20 protein-coding genes and 1 tRNA gene are annotated in these 20453 nt (G+C 64.7%); 13 read left to right on the forward strand and 8 right to left on the reverse strand.

The annotated features are described in order from the left end of the window. Positions 1 to 63 precede the first annotated feature (63 nt). The 3 genes from NDN01_RS01855 to NDN01_RS01865 all read right to left on the reverse strand — a co-directional run bounded on the left by NDN01_RS01855 (position 64) and on the right by NDN01_RS01865 (position 2419). Positions 64 to 1749: a hypothetical protein gene (locus NDN01_RS01855; RefSeq protein ID WP_272625440.1), complete on the reverse strand. Its 1686-nt coding sequence runs from the start codon at positions 1747 to 1749 to the stop codon at positions 64 to 66. Positions 1750 to 1967: 218 nt separating this feature from the next. Next, positions 1968 to 2174: a hypothetical protein gene (locus NDN01_RS01860; protein WP_272625441.1), complete on the reverse strand. Its 207-nt coding sequence runs from the start codon at positions 2172 to 2174 to the stop codon at positions 1968 to 1970. Between the two features lie 59 nt (positions 2175 to 2233). Further along, positions 2234 to 2419 carry a hypothetical protein gene (locus NDN01_RS01865; RefSeq protein ID WP_272625442.1) on the reverse strand — a complete coding sequence of 62 codons (186 nt, stop codon included), beginning with the start codon at positions 2417 to 2419 and terminating at the stop codon, positions 2234 to 2236. A 69-nt stretch (positions 2420 to 2488) separates the two neighbouring features. On the opposite strand from NDN01_RS01865, the gene NDN01_RS01870 reads away from it, so the two are divergent. Continuing rightward, positions 2489 to 3196 carry a Crp/Fnr family transcriptional regulator gene (locus NDN01_RS01870; protein WP_272625443.1) on the forward strand — a complete coding sequence of 236 codons (708 nt, stop codon included), beginning with the start codon at positions 2489 to 2491 and terminating at the stop codon, positions 3194 to 3196. Positions 3197 to 3235: 39 nt separating this feature from the next. On the opposite strand, the gene NDN01_RS01875 is transcribed toward NDN01_RS01870, so the two are convergent. Then, on the reverse strand, positions 3236 to 3916 hold the full coding sequence (locus NDN01_RS01875; protein ID WP_272625444.1) for an RBBP9/YdeN family alpha/beta hydrolase: 681 nt from the start codon (positions 3914 to 3916) through the stop codon (positions 3236 to 3238). Between the two features lie 251 nt (positions 3917 to 4167). Here NDN01_RS01875 and NDN01_RS01880 point away from each other — a divergent pair, with 251 nt between their 5' ends. The 5 genes from NDN01_RS01880 (at position 4168) to NDN01_RS01900 (ending at position 7308) form a co-directional block, all read left to right on the forward strand. Continuing rightward, positions 4168 to 4926: a TlyA family RNA methyltransferase gene (locus tag NDN01_RS01880; protein WP_272625445.1), complete on the forward strand. Its 759-nt coding sequence runs from the start codon at positions 4168 to 4170 to the stop codon at positions 4924 to 4926. A gap of 115 nt (positions 4927 to 5041) precedes the next feature. Next, positions 5042 to 5599 carry a TspO/MBR family protein gene (locus NDN01_RS01885; protein WP_272625446.1) on the forward strand — a complete coding sequence of 186 codons (558 nt, stop codon included), beginning with the start codon at positions 5042 to 5044 and terminating at the stop codon, positions 5597 to 5599. Positions 5600 to 5622: 23 nt separating this feature from the next. Next, complete coding sequence (locus NDN01_RS01890) at positions 5623 to 5901, forward strand: accessory factor UbiK family protein (protein WP_272625447.1); 279 nt, start codon at positions 5623 to 5625, stop codon at positions 5899 to 5901. Between the two features lie 109 nt (positions 5902 to 6010). Further along, positions 6011 to 6511: a YbjN domain-containing protein gene (locus tag NDN01_RS01895; protein ID WP_272628456.1), complete on the forward strand. Its 501-nt coding sequence runs from the start codon at positions 6011 to 6013 to the stop codon at positions 6509 to 6511. Positions 6512 to 6546: 35 nt separating this feature from the next. Continuing rightward, a complete protein-coding gene (locus NDN01_RS01900) occupies positions 6547 to 7308 on the forward strand; it encodes a pyrroline-5-carboxylate reductase family protein (RefSeq protein WP_443025277.1) in 762 nt (253 codons plus the stop codon). An 18-nt stretch (positions 7309 to 7326) separates the two neighbouring features. On the opposite strand, the gene NDN01_RS01905 is transcribed toward NDN01_RS01900, so the two are convergent. Further along, positions 7327 to 7815 carry a MarR family winged helix-turn-helix transcriptional regulator gene (locus tag NDN01_RS01905; protein ID WP_272625449.1) on the reverse strand — a complete coding sequence of 163 codons (489 nt, stop codon included), beginning with the start codon at positions 7813 to 7815 and terminating at the stop codon, positions 7327 to 7329. Between the two features lie 71 nt (positions 7816 to 7886). On the opposite strand from NDN01_RS01905, the gene NDN01_RS01910 reads away from it, so the two are divergent. Then, entirely contained in the window at positions 7887 to 9005 is a 1119-nt protein-coding gene (locus NDN01_RS01910; protein ID WP_272625450.1) for a branched-chain amino acid aminotransferase, read from the forward strand. 91 nt (positions 9006 to 9096) lie between these two features. Next, a tRNA-Gln gene (locus NDN01_RS01915) sits at positions 9097 to 9171 on the forward strand. Positions 9172 to 9204: 33 nt separating this feature from the next. On the opposite strand, the gene NDN01_RS01920 is transcribed toward NDN01_RS01915, so the two are convergent. The 3 genes from NDN01_RS01920 to NDN01_RS01930 all read right to left on the reverse strand — a co-directional run bounded on the left by NDN01_RS01920 (position 9205) and on the right by NDN01_RS01930 (position 14721). Next, positions 9205 to 11916 carry a PAS domain S-box protein gene (locus tag NDN01_RS01920; protein WP_272625451.1) on the reverse strand — a complete coding sequence of 904 codons (2712 nt, stop codon included), beginning with the start codon at positions 11914 to 11916 and terminating at the stop codon, positions 9205 to 9207. A gap of 120 nt (positions 11917 to 12036) precedes the next feature. Continuing rightward, positions 12037 to 14274, reverse strand: coding sequence for a TonB-dependent receptor (locus NDN01_RS01925; protein ID WP_272625452.1), 2238 nt, complete (start codon positions 14272 to 14274; stop codon positions 12037 to 12039). Positions 14275 to 14334: 60 nt separating this feature from the next. Next, positions 14335 to 14721 (reverse strand): hypothetical protein, encoded by a 387-nt coding sequence (locus tag NDN01_RS01930; RefSeq protein ID WP_272625453.1) that lies wholly within the window; start codon positions 14719 to 14721, stop codon positions 14335 to 14337. 122 nt (positions 14722 to 14843) lie between these two features. Here NDN01_RS01930 and NDN01_RS01935 point away from each other — a divergent pair, with 122 nt between their 5' ends. From NDN01_RS01935 to NDN01_RS01955, 5 genes are read left to right on the forward strand one after another with little or no spacing between them, the layout of a single operon-like run. Continuing rightward, the gene (locus NDN01_RS01935) at positions 14844 to 15464 is read left to right on the forward strand and encodes a CerR family C-terminal domain-containing protein (RefSeq protein ID WP_272625454.1); all 621 of its coding nucleotides are present in this window, start codon (positions 14844 to 14846) and stop codon (positions 15462 to 15464) included. Further along, positions 15461 to 16468, forward strand: coding sequence for an HlyD family efflux transporter periplasmic adaptor subunit (locus tag NDN01_RS01940; protein ID WP_272625455.1), 1008 nt, complete (start codon positions 15461 to 15463; stop codon positions 16466 to 16468). The genes NDN01_RS01935 and NDN01_RS01940 overlap by 4 nt, the downstream gene beginning before the upstream one ends. A 4-nt stretch (positions 16469 to 16472) precedes the next feature. After that, positions 16473 to 18203 (forward strand): ATP-binding cassette domain-containing protein, encoded by a 1731-nt coding sequence (locus NDN01_RS01945; protein WP_272625456.1) that lies wholly within the window; start codon positions 16473 to 16475, stop codon positions 18201 to 18203. Next, positions 18200 to 19339: an ABC transporter permease gene (locus tag NDN01_RS01950; protein WP_272625457.1), complete on the forward strand. Its 1140-nt coding sequence runs from the start codon at positions 18200 to 18202 to the stop codon at positions 19337 to 19339. Before NDN01_RS01945 ends, NDN01_RS01950 begins: the two co-directional genes overlap by 4 nt. Beyond that, the gene (locus NDN01_RS01955) at positions 19339 to 20448 is read left to right on the forward strand and encodes an ABC transporter permease (protein WP_272625458.1); all 1110 of its coding nucleotides are present in this window, start codon (positions 19339 to 19341) and stop codon (positions 20446 to 20448) included. The genes NDN01_RS01950 and NDN01_RS01955 overlap by 1 nt, the downstream gene beginning before the upstream one ends. Positions 20449 to 20453: the final 5 nt, after the last annotated feature.

Below are 20453 nucleotides of genomic sequence, written 5' to 3' on the forward strand. Positions count from 1 at the left end.
GTTGAAAACGATACCTGCCTTTCCAGATCCGACACGCACGATCAGCTTGTCAGGAAAACGCCATCATGAGCCGCCGCAGAAATAGTCCAGATCGTAGCTGCTGGATGCTGCAAGCGGAGCGCCGGGATAGAAGGTGAGGCCGGCCGTCGCCATTGTCTTGGCTACGAGCAAGGGCGTGGGGAAGACTCCGTTCCGCTGGAGGTTGATCACGCAATTTGGGACATGGCCACGCGCCACGCTGAACGTCAGTGTAAAGACGGGCCCGAGGGACAGCGAGCCGCTGCCGGTATTGAGCGTATAAGTGCCTGAAACCTGATCGCAGCTATGCCCCGTTGCGCAAGCCACTGAGGCACCGGACCCGACGGAACTGGATCCGGCAAGTGTAACTGCCGAGTTGCCCAGGCTTCCCGTGAAGGCCAGGGCCGCCACTGGCTGAAGGGCAGTGACCTGCGATGCATTGATCTGAAACTGGCTGGAACCACCGACGACGAAGTTCCAGCCCTGGACGGTGGCCTCGTTGGATATCCAGTCGCCCCCAAGCGCGGTGGGAAAACGAAGATTGGGGTCTGAATTGGCGGTGTTGCCGTAAATTCGCTGACCCCTAGTGAGGGTGAGTACGGCCTGGTCCGTGCCGAACGTCGCGCCTGAGAAATCAAGGCCGAACCGGTATTTACCGGTGGCGCTCCACGCCGTGTCGACGGCGCCGCTACCGCTCTGTTGCAGCCTCACGCCGGCCCACATGGTGCCGAGGTTCCCGGTCGTATTCGTGCGCAACAGGTTGAACACTGCACCGATGCCGGCCACGTCCCTGCCCTGATCGTTGAGATTGATCTCAATGGGGTTGAGATATACCCCATCCTGGCCGGCGAAGGCATCTCCGGCGAACAGGCTGCATGCGGGATTGGCGAGGAAGTTGGTGGCGCCCGCTCGCTGGCCGGTTACGAAGCATGTGCCGCTGAAGTTGATGAGATCGCCTTGCCCAGCCTGATAGCTTTGAATGCGATGACCGACCGCCGCAGTGCGGCCGTCATTGCCGGAGGTCGATTGATTCCAGCCGGATGCATTATACACCGAGAGATAGTGCGGTGACGCTTCAGGCGTGAATTGATAGCCCGTCGAGGGCTGACCCAGCGTGGCCGTACCATAGATGCGGTACTCTTCCCCTCCGCCATGACGCCAGTCGCCATTGAACGCCGTGTCGGGCGACGAGTAAATTCCCAGAGCTGAAGGCGCTTGGTTGATCAGATCGAATTTCGGTGCTCGCCGGTTCCCCATAGAATCGCCGATCTGGCCAATCCCGTTTAAAGGAGCGGGCATCAACGAAGAGCCGATATTTGTCGGGTACTGCCCCAGTGGTACATAGGCGGTCCCTGCGGCATTGACTGTGTTGATCAGGGCGGTTGCGTTGACGGAGGAGGAGGCGGTTGTCGCTGCTCCCGCCATTCGGATATCCGGGACCGTGATCGATCCAAGCCAGCATTTCCCATTCGCGCTCGGTACTTGCGAGACGCCATCGCCGGCGCCGCTGTTCAGGGAGCATGCGCTGGCGCTAGCAACGAAGGTGACAGGTGGAGAATCGCCCGGCATGGAGAATCCGTCACGAACGATCTGTTGTAGCGTGACAGTGGATGTAGCTTGCAGGGCGGTGTTGTTGGAGACGTGCTGGAGGTTTGTCTGCGCGTAGGCCGGCCAGCAAATGCTAGAGACCATAATATACGCCAACCGTGAACGCCTTGCGAAAATAGACATGAATTTGTCTCCAGGGTCATTTCGAGAGCATTTCATGTCGATGGTGCACTTCACGGGTTGTCGGGTAAGCTTCGGGAGTGGATTGGATGGTATGCCCATCGACATGATGGGTGGATAAGCTTTGGTGCCGCTGGGTTGAATCGAGCGCTGGTGTGATGGAATCGCAGCGATGATTTTCCGCGCGACGACCAGGTACCTAGTTCGCGACGACCAGGTACCTAGTTGCTGTTGAGGGCAGCGGCGAGTGCGACGAGGTCGCTGTTCTGAACTACCTCTCCGGTCGCATCAGTCGGTACTGCGCCGGCAGCTTGATTGTCAGGTTGACGGGAGGGGGAGTAGCCGGCGACGTCGACCGCTGTCCACAAGATGCCGCCCGCCCAGATCAACGCGGCCCAGCGGCTGCGGAAGAGTTTGGCGAAGTGCATTCGCCTCCAGTGGCACGAACAGGGTTAAGACGGCCCTCCGGGCTGTGGTAAACGGCAGTCTATTTGGGCGATTTGGTCTGCCTCGACTGCCGCTGCGCTTCGTCGGCCGCGGCGGCGATTGCGCTGGCCGATTTAAACGCCGCATCGGGAGTGAAGGAAACCGCAAGGCCGGCTGGCCCATCAAGCATCACCTCGCCCTCCTCCGCGGTCACCGTCGTTGGAACGTCATGGGCCTTGGTCGGCATGGCAAAATAACCTTTCCCGGATTAACAAAAACGCAGGCACGACCGGGACGGTTCCGATAAGGTATCGAAATGTACACACGAAATTTCCTGAAAACCCATCAGACCCCGAAGCTTAGCGAAGCCGAGGCCGCATCGCTGGAAGCAGCGGTCGGGCGTACCGCTGAATTCAGGGCGAAGCAGATCATCGTGCGCCAGCAGGTGCCGCTGACTCAATGCACCCTGCTGCTCGAAGGCTTTGTCGAGCGCTACAAGGACACGCCGGAGGGCCGTCGGCAGATCCTCGCGATCCATGTGCCGGGTGATTTCGTCGATCTGCACAGCTATCCGCTGAAGCGGCTCGAACATTCGGTCGCCGCCCTGACGGCGGTGAAGGTCGCCTTGTTCCCGCATCCGGCGATCCGCGCCCTGACGGAGCAATCGCCGACATTGACTGAATTGCTGTGGCGATCGACGCTGATCGATGCCGCGATCAACCGCGAATGGATCGTGTCGATCGGCGCGCGCTCCGCGGCGGTGCGGCTCGCGCACCTGTTCTGCGAGGTGTACATGCGGCTCCAGCGCGTCGGCATGACCGACGGCATGCGCTTCGCCTTCCCGCTGACTCAGATCGACCTCGCCGATGCTACGGGGCTGACGCCGGTCCATGCCAATCGCATGCTGCGGCAGTTGCGGGAACAGGGGCTGGTCGAGTTCCGTGCTGGCACCGCCACGATCCTCGACTGGGCTGCCTTGCGCAGCTTTGCCGAATTCGATCCTGGCTATCTGTTCCTGGAGTGATCTTTCAGCGCCTCCCCCGAAGGGGAGGGGCCTGTGCCGCTACCGTGCGCTTTCGCCCAGATAGTGAGACTGTGCCGCATCCGTCGCGTTGACCGCAAGGATTGAGCGCGCGTCGCCGGGCGGGCGGGGGCGGCCCTTGCGGTCGCCGGCGGCATGGATGACTCGATCGAGCAATTCCTGCCCCTCGCTCCACCAGCCAATCCCACTGGCCGCGTTGATATGGCCCTGTTCGCCCGCATCGACAAAATGGCTGCCCCATGTCGCCGCGAGGCTATGGGCGCGCTCGATCGTGATCCACGGGTCGTCACGACTCGCAACGAGGATCGACGGGAAGGGCAGGGGGGCGATCGGCGTGGGCGCGAATGCTTTCAGATCGACCTGCGCATCGGGGAGATCGACGTCGGCGGGCGCGACTAGCAACGCGCCGGCGACCGGCCAGCCATAGGGCTGGCGCGTCAGTTCGGCCCACCAGGCCACGGCGAGGCAGCCAAGGCTGTGCGCTGCGAGGATGACCGGCGCCTGCGCCGATCGGATCGCCTGGTCTAGCTTGGTCACCCAGGCGTTGCGATGCGGGGTATTCCACATGCCGAGCTCGACGCGGACGGTATCCGGCCGGGCGCTTTCCCACAGGCTTTGCCAGTGCGAAGGGCCGGATCCGCCGAGACCGGGGACGGTCAGGATCGTTGGCTGGGCCGGGTCGTGGGGCGAAAAGCTTCCCATCGTGCGTACTCCTTCAACAAGGGGAGAGACGTGGCCGCTCGAAGCTCTAGGGGGACGCCGGGCGACCACGCCTCCCGCCTCGAAACTTATTCCTACTAATTAGATAGGCAATAGCTGCTGCGACCAAATGCGCAGCCATTGCGACAGTCCGAAACGGACCCATGATGGGCCGGGAATGGCTTCAGCCGGCAGGGTTCGCGCTCCGCGTGGCGAGGCTATCCCGGCACGATCCGGCTTGCTAGGGGCGGGACATGGCCAAGCTTCGCGCCGATCAGATCCTTGTCGATCGCGGCCTTGCCGAGAGCCGGACGCGCGCGCAGGCGCTGATCATGGCCGGGCTGGTCTTCGCGGGCGACCGCAAGATCGACAAGCCGGGGCAGCAGGTCGGGGGGGACGTCGTGCTCGATGTGCGCGGGCGCGATCATCCCTGGGTCTCGCGTGGCGGGATCAAGCTGGCGCATGGGCTCGATCATTTCGGCTGGGACGTGACGGGTGCGGTCGCCATCGACGTCGGCTCTTCGACCGGCGGCTTCACCGACGTGCTGCTCACGCGCGGCGCAGCACGGGTCTATGCGGTGGACAGCGGCACCAACCAGCTCGCCTGGAAGCTGCGTCAGGATCAGCGCGTGATCGTCCACGAACAGACAAGCGCGCGTATTCTGACGGCGACGCATATTCCCGAGCCGGTCGACCTGATCGTGTGCGATGCGAGTTTCATCGGCCTTGCCAAGGTGCTCGACGTGCCGATGGGGTTCGCGAAGGAAGAGGCACGATTGCTCGCGCTGGTGAAGCCGCAGTTCGAGGCGGGGCGGGAGGAAGTCGGGAAAGGCGGCGTGGTGCGCGACCCGGCCGTGCATGCGCGTGTCTGCGCTGAGGTTTCGGCCTGGGTGCAATCGCGCGGCTGGCAAGTCGAGGGCATTGCCGAGAGCCCGATCACTGGCCCGGAAGGCAATATCGAGTTCCTGCTGGCGGCGAAACGAGTCGGCGGAAACCCGCCTGAAACGGAGTGAGGCAGATTCCGTTCGCATGTGCGAAATTTATCCGATGAATTGCCTCCGCCTTCTTCTATAGTGGATCGCCAACTGTTCGCGCGAACGGTGCGGGGGACTGGAAGGGTTTGGAAGCTTGAGGGAAATCGCATCGAAACAGCAGCTCCGGCTGGCGTTCATGCGCTGGGCGGTCGTCACTGTCCCGTTCATCCTGCTGCTCGGGTTCACATCGGCCCGGCTGGCGCCGAGCGGTTCGGCCAACAGCTGGTATGCCGCGCTCGTCAAACCCGCCGAGACGCCGCCCGACTGGGCCTTCCCGGCTGCCTGGACCACGATCTATATCCTGATGGGCGTGGCGCTGGCGATGATCATCCATGCGCGCGGATCGCGGCTGCGCGGCCCCGCGATCACCCTGTTCACGGTCCAGATGGCGGTGAACCTGGTCTGGTCGCCCCTGTTCTTCGGCATGCACCAGGTGACCTGGTCACTGGTGACGATCGGCGTGATGTTCGTACTCGCCCTCGCTACGACGATGTTGTTCGGGCGGATTCGATCAAGCGCGGCGTGGCTGCTGGTGCCGTATCTGGCATGGCTGGTCTATGCCGGGCTGCTGATGTACCGGATCGCCGAGCTCAATCCCGGGGCCGAAACCCTTGTGCCGTCGTCCTCGACGTCCCAGATCATCAATATCTGAACGCCATTTTGCGAGATCACCCGATGCAGTCCGACAACAAGATTTTCGACGATTTCGTGAAGTTCATGAACGGCGCCGCCGGCACGCTGGCCGGCATGGGCCGTGAAGCTGAGCAGGGCGCCCGGTCCAGGGCCAAGGAGTGGATCGGCGGTCTCGATTTCGTCAGCCGCGACGAGTTCGAGGCGGTGAAAGCCATGGCCGCGGCGGCCCGCGACGATGCGGATGCGTTGCGCGCGCGGCTCGACGCGCTCGAGGCCAAGGCAGCCCCGGCCGCCCCCAAGAAGACCAAAGCAGGAGCCTGACGATCTTTTCCACAGTTTTTTCTACAGGCCTATCCACCCCCGCCTTGTGCGTTCGACAGTATCGCGGCACCAGATATGGTGTCATGATCGTAGCGGGAGGCATGGCGTGATGCTCGACGAAGCCGATTACGAACGCGACGACGCCGCGCCCATCGACATGCTCGAAAGCTATTTCGCGGCGCATGGCTGGGAGCATGAGCGCCAGGATGACGAGGTCATCGCCAAGGTAAAGGGCAGCTGGACTCAATATGAGCTCCGGGCGCTTTGGCGTGACGAGGACAGTGTCATCCAGTTCCTCACTTTCCCGGATATCCGTGTCACCGACGAGCGCCGAAGCGCGATCTACGAGGCGATCGGGCTGATCAACGAGCAGCTCTGGGTCGGCCATTTCGAGCTTTGGTCGTCCAGCGGCATCCTGCTGTATCGCCATGCCGCGATGATCGAGGGCGAGAACGGCACCATGTCGCTCGGCGCGGCTGAACTGCTGGTGGAATCGGCGATCGACGAGTGCGAACGCTTCTACCCCGTGTTCCAGTTCGTGCTGTGGGGCGGCAAGACGCCCAAGGAAGCCCTTGCCGCGGCGATGACCGAGACCCAGGGCGAGGCGTGAGCCTGGAGAATCTCTGGCTGATCGGCTGCGGCAACATGGGCGGCGCGATGCTGCGCCGCTGGATTGCCTCCGGTGTGGTCACGGCGGATCGGGTCGATGTCGTCAACCGTGCCGATCGCGATCTGCCTAAGGGCGTGCGACAGGCGCGCGAGCTGCCTGAAGGTCCGTTGCCCGACATGGTGATGCTGGGGATGAAACCCCAGCAGCTCGACGAGATTGCGGGCCGCTTCGCCGGCCGGCTCTCGGGCGTGCCGGTACTGGTCTCGATCCTCGCGGGTGTCGAGGGTACCGCGCTGGGCAGGCGATTCGATGCCGGGGCGATCGTGCGCGCCATGCCCAATCTGCCGGTCGGGATCGGCCGGGGAGTGGTCGGGCTCCATTCGGATGATGCCGACGCCAGGGCTCGCGACTCGGTCTCGGCACTGATGGCGCCGCTCGGTCTGGTCGAGTGGATTGCCGACGAGGGCTTGTTCGATGTCGTGACGGCGCTTGCCGGAAGCGGGCCGGGTTTCCTCTACCGTGTCATCGACGCGCTGGCGCAGGGCGGCGTGGCGCTCGGCCTGCCCGCCGATCAGGCGCAGCGCATGGCGATCGCCACGGTCGAGGGATCGGCCATGCTGGCAGCTGAGGCTGATGTTTCGCCTGCGGTGCTGGCGGACCGAGTCGCGAGCCCGGGCGGCTCGACCCGCGAGGGCCTGAATGTCTTGGATCACGACGATGCGCTGAAGATTCTACTGCGTGAAACCCTGGCCGCGTCCACGCGCCGCAATGCTGAAATGGCGGCCGCGGCGCGCTAGCCGGCATCTGGGGCGATGTCAGGCCCGCAAGCCCTCGATACGGGGGCGTTCGTTTTCGGGGATCAGTCCTTCGAGCACTGCCCAGAAGCCGCTGACGGCTGATTGCCCGGCGCTGGCATAGGCCGTGGACAGCCGTTCGCGCAGCGCTTCGAACAGTTCGTTCTCGAGTGCCCTTCCGGCATCAGTCAGGCGCAGCAGGCGTTGCCGCCGGTCGCGTTCGCCGGGTCGCGTCTCCACCAGCCCGCGATCGCCCAGTTCGGTCAGGACGCGGCCGAGCGATTGCTTGGTGATCGCGAGGAGAGCGAGCAGATCGCTGACGGTCATGTCGGGCTGGCGCGCGATGAAATAGAGCGCGCGGTGGTGCGCCCGGCCGAGGCCCTGGGCCGCAAGCCCGCGATCGATCGCACGCGTGAGGTGGCTGTTGCCGAAGTAGAGCAACTCCATGCCGCGGCGGAGCTCGGGCTCTCGCAGGAAAAGCGGCGATGCTGACGTTGATGGGGCTGCCATGTTGACCGGATTTGGTCGCTTCCCTACTAGGCTTCAACCCAGAAATTGTAACAAATTGTAAGAACGGAACCATGCTCGACATAACCATCGACGGACGCGCGGGCGCTGGCCTGACCTTTACGCACGTGCCGCATCAGGCGCCCGTCGATGTGAACGAGCGTGCGCGCCTTCTTGAGAATCCCGGATTCGGGCGAGTCTTCACTGACCACATGGTGACGATCCGCTACAATGAAACCGAGGGATGGCATGACGCGCGCGTCGAGCCACGAGGACCGTTCCAAATGGATGCGTCCTCTGCCGTGCTGCATTACGCGCAGGAGATTTTCGAAGGCATGAAGGCCTATCGCCTCGCCGACGGGGGCACGGCGCTGTTCAGGCCCGAGGCCAACGCCGCGCGCTTCCGCAGCTCGGCCCAGCGGATGGCGATGGCCGAACTGCCCGAGGACCTCTTCCTCGAATCGATCCGGCAGCTCGTGCGGATCGATCATGAGTGGATTCCGACGGCTGGCGGCGGTTCGCTCTATCTGCGGCCGTTCATGATCGCGAGCGAGGTGTTTCTCGGGGTCAAGCCATCGGCCGAATATATCTATGCGGTGATCGCGTCGTCGGTCGGCGCCTATTTCAAGGGCGGCGCGTCGGCGGTAACCTTGTGGGTGTCGCAAGACTATACCCGCGCCGCGCCCGGCGGGACCGGCGCCGCGAAGTGTGGCGGCAACTATGCCACCAGCCTCGTCGCGCAGGCAGAGGCGATTCGCCAGGGCTGCGACCAGGTACTGTTCCTCGACGCGGCCGAACGCCGCTGGATCGAGGAACTCGGTGGCATGAACATCTTTTTCGTGTTCGATGACGGCACGCTCGTCACCCCGCCGCTGACCGGCACGATCCTGCCCGGCATCACCCGGGACTCGATCCTGACGCTGGCGCGCGACATGGGGCTGACCGCACGCGAGGAACCTTATTCGATCGACCAGTGCCGCGCCGATGCGGAGAGCGGCCGGCTGCGCGAGGCGTTTGCCTGCGGTACCGCCGCGGTGGTCGCGCCGATCGGCCAGATGAAGATGCGTGGCGGCGATTTCACCATCGGCACCGGCGGTCCGGGCCAGACGACGTTGCGCATGCTCAACGCGCTGACCGATATCCAGCGCGCCAACGCGCCTGATCCGCACGGATGGCTGGATCGGCTCGACTGAGTCGATAGAGCCGTTGCGGGAATCGAGCGCGGTCCCTAAAGGGCTGCGCTCCGGGACTTCCGTCAAAGCGCTGTTTTGACGGAATCCCTGCTGGGGCGTCGCCAAGTGGTAAGGCAGCGGCTTTTGATGCCGCCATTCGCAGGTTCGAACCCTGCCGCCCCAGCCAGTCTCCTAGTCCTGTCCGGCGCCGGCCGGTACGTCACGCCCCCTCTTCGCCCGGATTGTCTTCAGCGACGGGCAGGGTGAAGCGGAATGACGCGCCATGGCCGGGCAGATTCTCCCCCACCAGCGTGCCGCCATGCGCTTCGACGATGCGGCGGGAAATCGACAGGCCGATGCCCATGCCGCTCTCGGGCTTGGTCGTCGAAAAACGCTCATAGAGGTTGTCGAGGATCTCGGCGGGGATGCCGGGGCCGTTGTCGCTCAGTTCGATCTCGACCATCGCATCGTCGAGCCGCCGCGACCTGATCGAGATTCGCCGCTTGGCGCGGGGCAGGTCGCGCAGCGCCTCGATCGCGTTGCGTAGCAGGTTAACCAGGACCTGCTGCACCTGGACCCGGTCGGCGAAGATGCGGGGTGCGGCGGGATCGAAATCGAAATCGAGACGGGTGTCGAACGGGCGGGTGCCGACCATCACGAGATCGACCGTGTCGCGGACCAGTTCGGCCAGCGACTCGGCCTGCATGTCCACGTCGCGCTTCGCCATGAACGCGCGCATGCGGCGAATGATCTCGCCGGCGCGAAGCGTCTGCTCGCCGCCCATCCTGAGCAGGTCGATGATCGCCGGGGGATCGCCACCACGCTCGGTCATTATCCGAGCGGTGGCGACGAGATTGGAGACGGCGGTGAGCGGCTGGTTGAGCTCATGGGCGAGATCCGCCGCGAGCTCGCTCATCGCGCCCTGGCGGGCCAGATGCGCCAGCTCGTTGTTGAGGTCACTCATCCGCTCTTCGGTGACGAGGCGTTCGGAAATGTCAGTGAAGAACATGGTGACGCGAAGCTCCCCGCCGGATCGCGCGATCCCGACCTCGATCTCCGCCGGGAACACGCGCCCGTCCGCGGTGAGGCCGGTGCCGGGTACGGTCCGGCCGACCGCAGTAGTCTTTCCCGTCTCGACATAGCTGCGCAGCGCGGTGGCGTAGCGCTGGCCTTCCTCCTCGGTCGCCAGCATCACGAAGTTCCTGCCAAGCACTTCGTCGGCGCGATATCCCCAGATACGTTCCGCCGTGCTGCTGAAGTTCTGGATATCGCCATGTTCGTCGATGACGACCATCGCCTCGGGCACCGTCTCGAGGATCGAGCGGAGTTGTGCCTCGCGTGCCCGTAGCGCTGCCTCGCGGGCATCCCGTTCGGTCGTCTCCAGGCAGACGCCCACGGTGCGAACCAGATTACCGTCATCGTCATAGATGCATTGGGACGATCCCTCGATCGACCGTGAAAGCCCATCGACCGGGCGGAGGCGATAGCGGAAGCTGAATTTCTCGGCGCGCGACGCGACTGCCTCGGTCATCGTATCCAGTACGCTCTGCTCGTCCTCCGGCAGCATCAGCGCGCGCCAGCTTTCGAAGTCGCGCATCGTCCCGTTCTCGAAGCCGAGCCGCTGTTCAGCCCCCGGTGACCAGTGGAACGCGCCGCTTGCGACATCCCATTCGAAAACCCCGACCTCATGGGCCGCCATCGCCAGCGCCAGGCGCTGCTCGCTTGCCCGAAGCGCAGCCTCTGCGTGGACGCGCTCGGTGATGTCGAGCAGCTTCAGGATGATCATCGATTCGCGATCCGGCATGTCGGCGGGCTGCTGCCGTTCGATCACATGGATTTCGCTGCCGTCGCGGTGGGTCTCGATCAGTTCCTGCTCATATTCCGATCCCATCAGCAGGAGGTCGGGCCTTTTGCCGCCAGCGCAGCGTGTGCGCAGCAATTCATATTTGCGCCGTCCCACTGCCTCCTCGCGCGAATAGCCGTACAGGCGTTCGCAGCCGACCGACCAATGGGCGATCACGCCATTGGGAAAGACGAGCGCGACGTTCGACGTGTCGAGCGCACGGGCGAGGTAGGAAAGTTCGCCCTGCTGCTGCAGCATCCGGGAGGTCGCCCAGGCGAGGAGACCGCCGACGATGAGGATATTGCCGGTGACCACCGCGACGTCGGCGCCGAGGTCCGACAACAGCTTATGCCGGACGATCCCGGTCGCGACGAGCGAAGGCAGGATGGGGAGGATCAGGATCGCCGGAATCGCCCGTCGAAACGACCGCCATTCCTCGCCGCCGCCGGACAGGATCGTGCTCCAGGCACGCTCTGATCGCGGGATGATTAGGGCGAAGGCGATGGCGATGCTGATCAGGCTGTCAGGCAGCGAACTGAGAAACTCGGCTGACGCGCCGGCCTGGGACGGGAGAAGCAGGATGATGATGATGCCGGCAACGGCGGCGAGCAACGCGGTGCCGGCAAGCAGGATGCTGACATCGTCGATGCGGCGGGAACGGTGCGGGATGAGGAGGACGGCGAAGGACAGCAGCAGGAGGGAGAACGCCGCACCGATCGAGGGAAGCCCTGGATATCGCAGGCCGGTGCGGGCAAGCTGGTGCGGGAAGAAGGGGTGGTACAGCTCGATCTGGATGGCCCCCATGTAGCGGAGCATCGTCCAGGTCGCGATCACGGTTGGCGCGATGGCGAGGAGCGTTGCCAGGCGCCTTTTCTCCAGGATCGGCGCGGCAGCGGCCAGTGCGAGGAACGCAAAGCCCACCGCTGCCCAGGGCCGGATCGGGAAGCCGGGGATGCCGAAAGTTTTCAGGGCGTCGCTGTCGATTACCCAGCCGCCAAAGCTGGCCGCGACAAGCAACAGCGCAAGGAGGATAAATCCTCCTGCCACCACCCTGGTTTTCAGCAGCCCCCCGGACCCCGCGGTCATCATGCGCCCCACTCGCCCCCGATGATACCCGATCGGGTTGATCTTTCGAGGGGCAATTATTCATAGCCCTTATTCGCGATCGAAGGTCACTCGTATCCGTAAATATACGGAGGTGTCACCGAATCAGAACAAATAGGTCGCGTCAGCCGAGAAGGAGCGTTGCGGGAAGGGGTGGAAGAGAAAATATTTCTCGTTACCGACATTGTCGACCCCGAGGCCGATCGACCAGCGCGGGGTCACCCTGAAGCTGGCGCGCATATCGACGACGGCATAGCTGGCAAAGCCCTGGAAGGTGTTGCCGATCACGTCCGTGTTATCGAGCGATCCGTACATCCGGCCAGCATGCCGCCCGGCAGCGGTGAGCGCGATCTGGTCGGTCGGGCGCCACGTCGCCACCAGAGACGCTTTCCAGTGCGGTACCGAGGGCAGGAACTTGCCGACCGCGGCGGGCAGCGCCGCATCCCGGCGGGTCGTGGCGTCGGCATAGGTGACGCTCCCCGAAAGATCGACGCGGGGCAGGATGTCGGCGCGCTGGAACGCGAATTCGATACCGCGTGCACGGGTTCGGTCGACATTCTGGACGAAGGTGCCGACCTGTGGGGGCACCACCGGCAGCGGGCCAGTCTGGGAGATCAGCGCGTCCCGGATCGATTCGTTGAAGAAGGAAAGGCGGATCGAGCCCCGCTCGTCATGGTGCTCGATCACCAGTTCCTCGGAGAGCGCGTTCTCGGGCTTCAGGTTCGGATTGGGCACCGCCGCCACCGGCGTCGTCACGATCTGGTAGAGTTCACCCGCTGTCGGAAAACGATAGGCCTGGCCGAAGGAGAAGCGGACCGTCCAGTCGGCATCCGGATTCCACGCAAGCGAGGCCTTGGGTGAGAATCTGGCGGCCGATAGCAATGGTTGCCGTACGATGGGGATCGACGGCGACAAGGAGAAGTTCACGCCGTCATAGGCCCTCCACCATTCATAGCGCCCGCCCAGCGTCAGGGTGACCGCTGGCAGCAGTTTCCAGGCGTCCTGCGCCCAGAGCGCGGCGGTGCGGGTCTTGCCCTTCGACTGGAGATTGAGCGCGCCCTGGCCGCCATCGACCCAGTTGGTTGTGGCGAACCGGTTGCTGTTGATGTCGAACCAGTCGGCATGAGCGCCGAAACTAATGGTGTGGGTCGCGTCCGCATCGGACCGCCACATGCCCCTGGCGTCGATCGTCTTCCATCCGGTGCCGTCAAGCCGAGTGATCGTGCCCGGGCCGCCATTCTGCGCGGCGGGCAGCGTTCCCGTCGGGATGCGCTGCACGTCACGATCGAAATCATAGAGGGTGCCGATCACCTGCCAGTCGAACTGGTCGCCGCTGCCGCTCGCGGAGAGGCTGTGCGACCAATGGCGCTGGTCCGCATGATATACGCCACTCGAAAAGGCGCTGGTATAGGTCGTGCCGCCTGCGCTGGAGATATAGCTTTCGGCAGTGGAGTCGGTCCTGTTGAGAAACAGGGCGCCGACATAGGTCAAGCGCACGCCCGGTGTGATATCCAGCGCGGCCTTCAGCTTGATTCGATCCTGCCGCTGATGTTCGAAACCGCTGGCACCGAGCACGCGGATCGGCATGTTCGTGCGATTCACGTCGGCATAGCCGCCGGTCGTGCCCGCTGGCTGCGTGGCGGCCGTGACATAGGTCAGCGGTTGGCCATCGCTCGTGACGTGATCGATGCTGGCAAACAGCGCCAGCGGCCCGAACCGGTCGCCGATGGTCCCGCCGACCTGATAGGCGGGGAGTGTCCGGTCAGTGCCATATTGCTCGAACCTCTGAATGGTCGTGCCCGCTGCTACGCTGCCTTCAAGCCTGTCCGGCAAATGCGTGGTGATGTTGACCACCGCACCGATCGAATTGCCCGCATAGGCGGCCGAGAAAGGGCCGTAGAGGACATCGATCCGCTCGATCTCCTGCGGGCTGACGAGACCCCAGCGTGGCGAGGCGATGGTGTTGTTGTTGCCGATCAGCGACGAAAGCAGGGCGCCATCGACATAGATCAGGCTGCGGGCGCTGGCGCCGAGGCCGGAGGTGCGGGTGGCAATTGGCGCCTGGGTATCGCCGATATGGCGTTTGCGGACGATCAGGCTTGGCAGATATTTGATCGTGTCCTCGACATTCCTGGCATTGATCGTGTCGCCGATCGTGTCGGCGGAGATGGTTGCTGTCGTCGCCGGTGGATTTTCGATCGGCCTGGGCTGGCGTGTGCCCGTGACCAGGACGTCGCGCTGGTCCTTGTCCTCGGCGTGCGCGCCGCCGGTTGGCAGTAGAGCCGCCAGACAGGCGACGATCATGGAGGCGCGCGACGGCCCGCGCGGAAATCGAGTTTTCATTTGAACGATCCGTTCTGCCGACAGGGTCCGAAGGCCGCGCGGGGAGCGCGTACGGCGATATCAGGCGAGGATCGGCGGGCCGGTCTTGGGAGGTGGCGGCGCCGCGAGGCCGAGGCCTGGCTGCGCGAAGGCACGGGATTGCGGGCGCACGCCCATTTCGATGATCGTCGGCGCGCCCGGATGGAGGATCGCGGCGAGGTCGACCGCTGCGCTGGCGGCGGCGAAGGCGCAGGGATGGTCGGGTGCCTTTTCCTGATGCCGGCCGTCGTCATGTGAAGCCCGGCCGCTCACAGTATCCATTCGCACAGGCATTGGCATCGTCATGACGCCCTGGCCGCTGCACATCGTGATCGTCGGGAGCGCGCCGTTCGAACCCGGCATCAGCATGAATCCCGACGGAACCGCCAGCCGGATCGCGAGCGCGCAGGCGACCAGGGCGAGCGCCATGCCACGAAATCGGCCGGGAGTGAGCAGGCCGCGCATCGACGAAGCGTAGGAGGCGGCATCGGGCGGGACAAGCAAAGGTGCAGCCGTTGCATTGTTCGTTCGATCGAACTAATAACTGGCTCGTGAAAAGCGAACCTCTTCTCGACACCGCTATCGAGCAATTCGGCCGTCATGGCTTCGAAGGGGCAAGCACGCGCCAGATAGCCAGGGCGTCGGGTGCGGCGATGTCCTCGATCACCTATCATTTCGGCGGCAAGGAGGGCCTGTACCTCGCCGCCGCGGACCGGATCGGGCAGGGGATATCGGAACTCCAGACGCCGGTGTTCGCCGCTGCCCGGGCGGCGGCGATCGAATCGCGGGAGCAGGCGGTGGAGTGGCTGCTCCGCCTGATCGACGGCTTCGCCCAGATGATGCTGCGCCGGGAAACGGAGACCTGGGCACGCTTCATCATTCGCGAGCAGCTCGATCCGACCGAGGCGTTCGAGCGTATCTATCGCGGCGCGATGGAGCCGCTGGCCGACACTTTCGTCGCCCTGCTGGCGCGTATCCGCAACGATCTCCCCGATCGCGAGGTCCGCGCTCTTGCGGTGCTGTTCTTCGGCCAGGCGCTGGTATTGCGCGCTGGCCGCGCCTCGGTCTGCCGGGTCATGGGCGTCGAGCGGATCGATGATAACACCGCCACCTTGCTGCGCGCCCGGTTGCGCGCGAACGTGCACTGCATCCTGATGGAGAAGCTGGTATGAACCGCCGCATCATCGTGTTGATCGTCCTGGCCGCGGCCCTTGTCATCGCGGGGGTCGCCACCCGTGGTTTCGGCATCTTCCCGCGCGCTGGGGAGGGCGAACTGACCCTGCACGGCAATGTCGATATCCGCGAGGTCGACATGGCCTTTCGTGTCGGCGGGCGGATCAGCGGTATCGCGGTGGAGGAGGGGGCAAAGGTTCGGCAGGGCCAGCCGCTTGCCATGCTCGACACCGCGACGCTCGACAGCCGGATCGGTCAGGCAGACGCCCAGCTCGCCCAGGCTCAGGCGCAGCTTGCAAAGCTACGCAACGGCAACCGCAGCCAGGATATCGCCCAGGCCCGTGCTCGTGTCGCCGCGGCGCAGGCAGTGATGGAGAATAGCGAGCGGGATTATCGCCGCCGCGAGCCGCTGGTCGGTCCGGGCGCGATCAGCCATGACGTCTGGGACAAGACCGTCGCCGACCGTGACCGCGCCCGGGCCCAGCTTGCCGAGGCTCGCCAAGGCCTGTCGCTGCTCGTCGCCGGATCGCGCATCGAGGACATCGACGCAGCCAGGGCGCAAGTCCAGGCAGCGGCCGAAGCGCGACGCAATGCGGCGACCGACCTGTCCGACACGCGGCTGATCGCGGCCACGGCGGGGACGGTGGTGACCCGCGCACGAGAGCCGGGTGCGATCGTCCAGCCCGGCGAGACGGTGCTGACCCTGTCGATCGACCGGCCGTTGCGGGTGCGCGCCTATATCGATGAAACAGCGCTAAGCCGTATCAGTCCCGGCATGGCGGTGGAGGTTACCGCGGATGGAAACCCCCGAACCTACCGCGGCACGATCGGGTATATTTCGCCGCGATCGGAATTCACGCCCAAGTCGGTCGAGACCGAGAGCCTGAGAACCGATCTGGTCTATCGCCTGCGTGTCATCGTGACCGATCCCGACGACGCGCTGCGCCAGGGTCAGCCGGTCACGGTACGCGTGCCCGCCGCGCGCCCGGCGCATCGGAACTAGCCCGGTGGCTGACGTCGTCGCCAGCGCCGAAGGACTGGTCAAGCGCTTCGGCGCCGGCCATGCGGCGCTCGACGGTGTGAAGCTGTCGATCGTGCCGGGGCGGCTGACCGGACTGGTCGGGCCGGACGGCGCCGGCAAGACGACGCTCATCCGCATCCTTGCCGGCCTGATGGCGCCCACCGAAGGCAGGGTCGAACTGCTCGGAGGGACGCCGGTCGATGCGCTTGGCGATCTCGGTTACATGCCCCAGCGTTTCGGCCTCTACGAAGACCTGACGGTGATCGAGAACCTGACGCTCTATGCGCGGGTCCGCGATCTGCCCGAAGACGAGCATCGGGCGACCTTTGACCGGCTGCTGGACTTCACGGACCTCAGGCGATTCCAGGACAGGCTGGCCGGCAAGCTGTCGGGCGGAATGAAGCAGAAGCTCGGCCTGGCCTGCGCGCTGGTGCGCACCCCGAAAGTGCTGCTGCTCGATGAACCCAGCGTCGGTGTCGACCCGGTATCCCGGCGCGAGCTCTGGTCGATGGTTGGCGAACTGACCGGCGAGGGCATCGGCGTGCTCTGGTCGACCGCCTATCTCGACGAGGCTGAGAAATGCGACTGGGTGTATCTGCTCAGTGAAGGAAAGCTGCTGTTCGAGGGGCCGCCCGCCGACCTGACCGGCAAGGCGAGGGACCGGGTGATCCGTGTGACCGGGTTCGAGGAACGGCGGCGTCAGTTCCTGACTCATGCGCTCGATCGCGACGATGTGATCGACGGATCGATCCAGGGGCGGTCGGTTCGGCTGCTGCTCGCCAGGGACGCGGCGGTGCCCGATGCGGCGGCGTTCAATGCGGGGCCGAAGACCAAGGTCGGGAAAGCGGAGCCACGCTTCGAGGACGGCTTTATCGAGATACTGGGCGGTGGGCCGCCGGGGACGAGCGCGCTCGCCCATGCCTATCGCACGATCGAGCAGACCGAAACGCCGGCGATCGAAGCCAGGGGGCTGACCAGGCGCTTCGGCGATTTCACCGCCGCGCACGACATAGAGTTCGAAATCCCGCGCGGGCAGATCTTCGGGCTGCTCGGGCCTAACGGAGCAGGCAAGTCGACCACGTTCAAGATGCTGTGCGGGCTGCTGACGCCGACCAGCGGCACCGGCTCGGTCGCGGGCAATGACCTGCGTCTGGCGCGGGCGGACGCGCGTGCCTCGCTTGGGTACATGGCGCAGAAATTCTCGCTCTATGGCGATCTCAGCATCCGGCAGAATCTCGATTTCTTCGCCGGCGCCTATGATCTCGACCGGGCGCGAGCAAGGCGCGCGATCGACGAGATGATCCACATCTTCGCGCTGGGCGAGCATATCGACGAGAATGCCGGGCTGTTGCCGCTCGGCATCAAGCAGCGGCTCGCCCTGGCCTGCGCGGTGATGCATCAGCCGCCGGTGCTATTCCTTGACGAGCCGACCTCCGGCGTCGACCCGGTGGCGCGACGGGAATTCTGGACTCATATCAACGGGCTGGTCGAGAAGGGCGTGACCGTTCTGGTCACCACGCACTTCATGGACGAAGCCGAATATTGCGACCGGGTGACGCTGATCTACCGGTCGGAGCAGATCGCGACCGGCACGCCCGACGCGTTGAAGGCCGATGCGGCGAAGATCGCGGGCGTCGAGGACCCGACGATGGAGGATGCCTTCATCGCGCTGATCGAGCAATCGGACCGCAACCGCGACACGGCGCAAGCTGCATGAGCAAGGCGGGCCTCCGCTTCGATCCGCGCCGGTTGGCGGCGCTGGTGCGCAAGGAGGGCACGCAGATCATGCGCGATCCCTCCACCTTCCTGATTGCCTTCGTCCTGCCGCTGATCCTGTTGTTCCTGTTCGGTTATGCCGTGTCGCTCGACACGCCGCGCACCCGCATCGCGCTTGTGCTGGAGGATAGCAGCGCGCCGGCCCTGGGTCTTGCCCAGGCCTATCGGAACTCGCCCTATTTCGATGTGGCCATGGCAAGGTCGGTGGCTGACGTACGCGGCATGATGGTCGATGGCGCTGTCCGCGCGATCATCGTCATCCCGCAGGATTTCGGGAAGGGCGCGACACGCGGCAAGGCGCCCCCGATCCAGATCATCACCGACGGGTCGCAGCCCAACACCGCCAGTTTCGCGGCCGCCTATGGCGAGGGCGTGCGGGCAAGCTGGGCCGCTGCCGAGGGACTGGATGGAGGAGCGAGCCAGGCCGTACCGCCGATCGGCGTCAATCCGCGCTACTGGTACAATCCCGGCCTGCGCAGCCGCTTCTTCCTCGTTCCCGGCTCCATCGCGATCGTGATGACGATGATCGGTACCTTGCTGACGGCGCTGGTCGTCGCGCGCGAATGGGAACGTGGCACGATGGAGGCGATGATGGCGACGCCGATCAGCATGGTCGAGTTCATCGCCAGCAAGGTCATCCCCTATTTTCTGCTCGGCCTTGCCTCCATGGCGCTGTGCAGCGTGCTCGCGGTGGTCGCGTTCGGCGTGCCGTTTCGAGGGTCGGTGTTCGCGCTGTTCGCGATCGCCTCGGCTTTCCTGATGCCGGCCCTGGGGCTCGGCCTGTTCATCTCGTCAGCCACCAAGAACCAGTTCGTGGCGAGCCAGGTCGCGCTGCTCGCCGCCTTCCTGCCGACCTTCCTGCTCTCCGGCTTCCTGTTCGAGATCGCGTCCATGCCCTGGCCGATCCGGCTCATCACCTATGCGGTGCCGGCGCGGTATCTGATCCCGTCGCTCCAGACGGTGTTCCTGGCGGGTGACCTGTGGGCGCTGATCCTGCCGAACATCGCGATCATGCTCGGTTTCGGGGCGCTGTTCTTCTTCCTCAGTTTTCGGGCCACGCGCAGGAGTCTCGATTAATGCGGCGGCTTCGGGCGATGATCGTCAAGGAAATCTGGGCGGTGTTGCGCGACCCGAAGGCTCGGCTCGTGCTCGTGCTGCCGCCGTTGATCCAGCTCTTCATCTTCACCTTCGCCACCACGCTCGAAGTCCGCAATGTCGATATCGGTATCCTCGACCGCAGCAGCGGCGCGCACAGCGCGGAGATTGTATCGCGAATCTCGGGCAGCCCGAACTTCCGGACGATCCGCCGGCTGACCTCACCCGAGGCACTGGAGAAGGCGGTCGACCGGCAGGAAGTGATCGCCGCCGTGGTGATCGACGAGGATTTCGATCGGGCGGTGACGGCCCACCGGCCGGCGACGATCGGGGTGGTACTCGACGGCCGTCGGTCGAACGCGGCGCAAATCGTCTCGGGCTATCTTTCGCAGATCGCCGGGAGTGTCGGTGCCGATCTCGCCCCGCGGTCGCAGGGGAGCGGGGATGCCAGCGGCGGCAGCGTCGTGACCAACTGGTACAACCCGTCGCTCGATTATATCTGGTTCACCCTGCCGTCGCTGGTCGCGATCATCACCTCGGTGGCGGGGTTGTCCATAACTTCGCAAACCATTGCGCGAGAGCGGGAGCTTGGCACGTTCGACCAGCTGATGGTCTCGCCGCTGCGCGTGCACGAGGTGCTGATCGGCAAGATGGTCCCGCCACTACTGGTCGGCCTGTTCAACGGCACGCTCTATCTGATCGTCGCGCCCCTGATATTCGGCGTGCCGTTCACCGGATCGCTGATCCTCTTCTATCTCTCGCTGACCGCGTACATGCTCGCGCTGATCGGGGTGGGGATGCTCGTATCGGCAGCGTCGGCGACTCAGCAACAGGCGTTCCTCGGGTCCTTCCTGGTGACGACCCCACTGATCCTGCTGTCAGGCTATGCCAGTCCGATCGACAATATGCCGGGCTGGCTGCAGGTCGTGACCTACGCCAATCCTGCCCGTTATTTCCTGGTCATCGTCCAGGGCCTGTTTCTCAAGGCGATGCCGGCCGCCGCGGTGTTCCATCAGCTCTGGCCGCTCGTCATCATCGCCTGCCTGACCTTGAGCGCGGCCGCGTGGCTGTTCCGCGCTCGGATGGAGTGATCCCC

It is taken from the genome of Sphingomonas sp. QA11, from assembly GCF_028473665.1.
GTDB lineage: Bacteria > Pseudomonadota > Alphaproteobacteria > Sphingomonadales > Sphingomonadaceae > Sphingomonas > Sphingomonas phytovorans.

Excerpts from the sequence above, each read along its gene's own strand:
- NDN01_RS01955 (WP_272625458.1), top strand. The coding sequence starts at position 19,339 with ATGCGGCGGCTTCGGGCGATGATCGTCAAGGAAATCTGGGCGGTGTTG.
- NDN01_RS01895 (WP_272628456.1), top strand. The coding sequence starts at position 6,011 with ATGCTCGACGAAGCCGATTACGAACGCGACGACGCCGCGCCCATCGAC.
- NDN01_RS01890 (WP_272625447.1), top strand. The coding sequence starts at position 5,623 with ATGCAGTCCGACAACAAGATTTTCGACGATTTCGTGAAGTTCATGAAC.
- NDN01_RS01905 (WP_272625449.1), bottom strand. The coding sequence starts at position 7,815 with ATGGCAGCCCCATCAACGTCAGCATCGCCGCTTTTCCTGCGAGAGCCC.
- NDN01_RS01940 (WP_272625455.1), top strand. The coding sequence starts at position 15,461 with ATGAACCGCCGCATCATCGTGTTGATCGTCCTGGCCGCGGCCCTTGTC.
- NDN01_RS01865 (WP_272625442.1), bottom strand. The coding sequence starts at position 2,419 with ATGCCGACCAAGGCCCATGACGTTCCAACGACGGTGACCGCGGAGGAG.
- NDN01_RS01950 (WP_272625457.1), top strand. The coding sequence starts at position 18,200 with ATGAGCAAGGCGGGCCTCCGCTTCGATCCGCGCCGGTTGGCGGCGCTG.
- NDN01_RS01920 (WP_272625451.1), bottom strand. The coding sequence starts at position 11,916 with ATGATGACCGCGGGGTCCGGGGGGCTGCTGAAAACCAGGGTGGTGGCA.
- NDN01_RS01925 (WP_272625452.1), bottom strand. The coding sequence starts at position 14,274 with ATGAAAACTCGATTTCCGCGCGGGCCGTCGCGCGCCTCCATGATCGTC.
- NDN01_RS01870 (WP_272625443.1), top strand. The coding sequence starts at position 2,489 with ATGTACACACGAAATTTCCTGAAAACCCATCAGACCCCGAAGCTTAGC.
- NDN01_RS01875 (WP_272625444.1), bottom strand. The coding sequence starts at position 3,916 with ATGGGAAGCTTTTCGCCCCACGACCCGGCCCAGCCAACGATCCTGACC.
- NDN01_RS01930 (WP_272625453.1), bottom strand. The coding sequence starts at position 14,721 with ATGGCGCTCGCCCTGGTCGCCTGCGCGCTCGCGATCCGGCTGGCGGTT.
- NDN01_RS01855 (WP_272625440.1), bottom strand. The coding sequence starts at position 1,749 with ATGTCTATTTTCGCAAGGCGTTCACGGTTGGCGTATATTATGGTCTCT.
- NDN01_RS01880 (WP_272625445.1), top strand. The coding sequence starts at position 4,168 with ATGGCCAAGCTTCGCGCCGATCAGATCCTTGTCGATCGCGGCCTTGCC.
- NDN01_RS01860 (WP_272625441.1), bottom strand. The coding sequence starts at position 2,174 with ATGCACTTCGCCAAACTCTTCCGCAGCCGCTGGGCCGCGTTGATCTGG.
- NDN01_RS01910 (WP_272625450.1), top strand. The coding sequence starts at position 7,887 with ATGCTCGACATAACCATCGACGGACGCGCGGGCGCTGGCCTGACCTTT.
- NDN01_RS01900 (WP_443025277.1), top strand. The coding sequence starts at position 6,547 with ATGGGCGGCGCGATGCTGCGCCGCTGGATTGCCTCCGGTGTGGTCACG.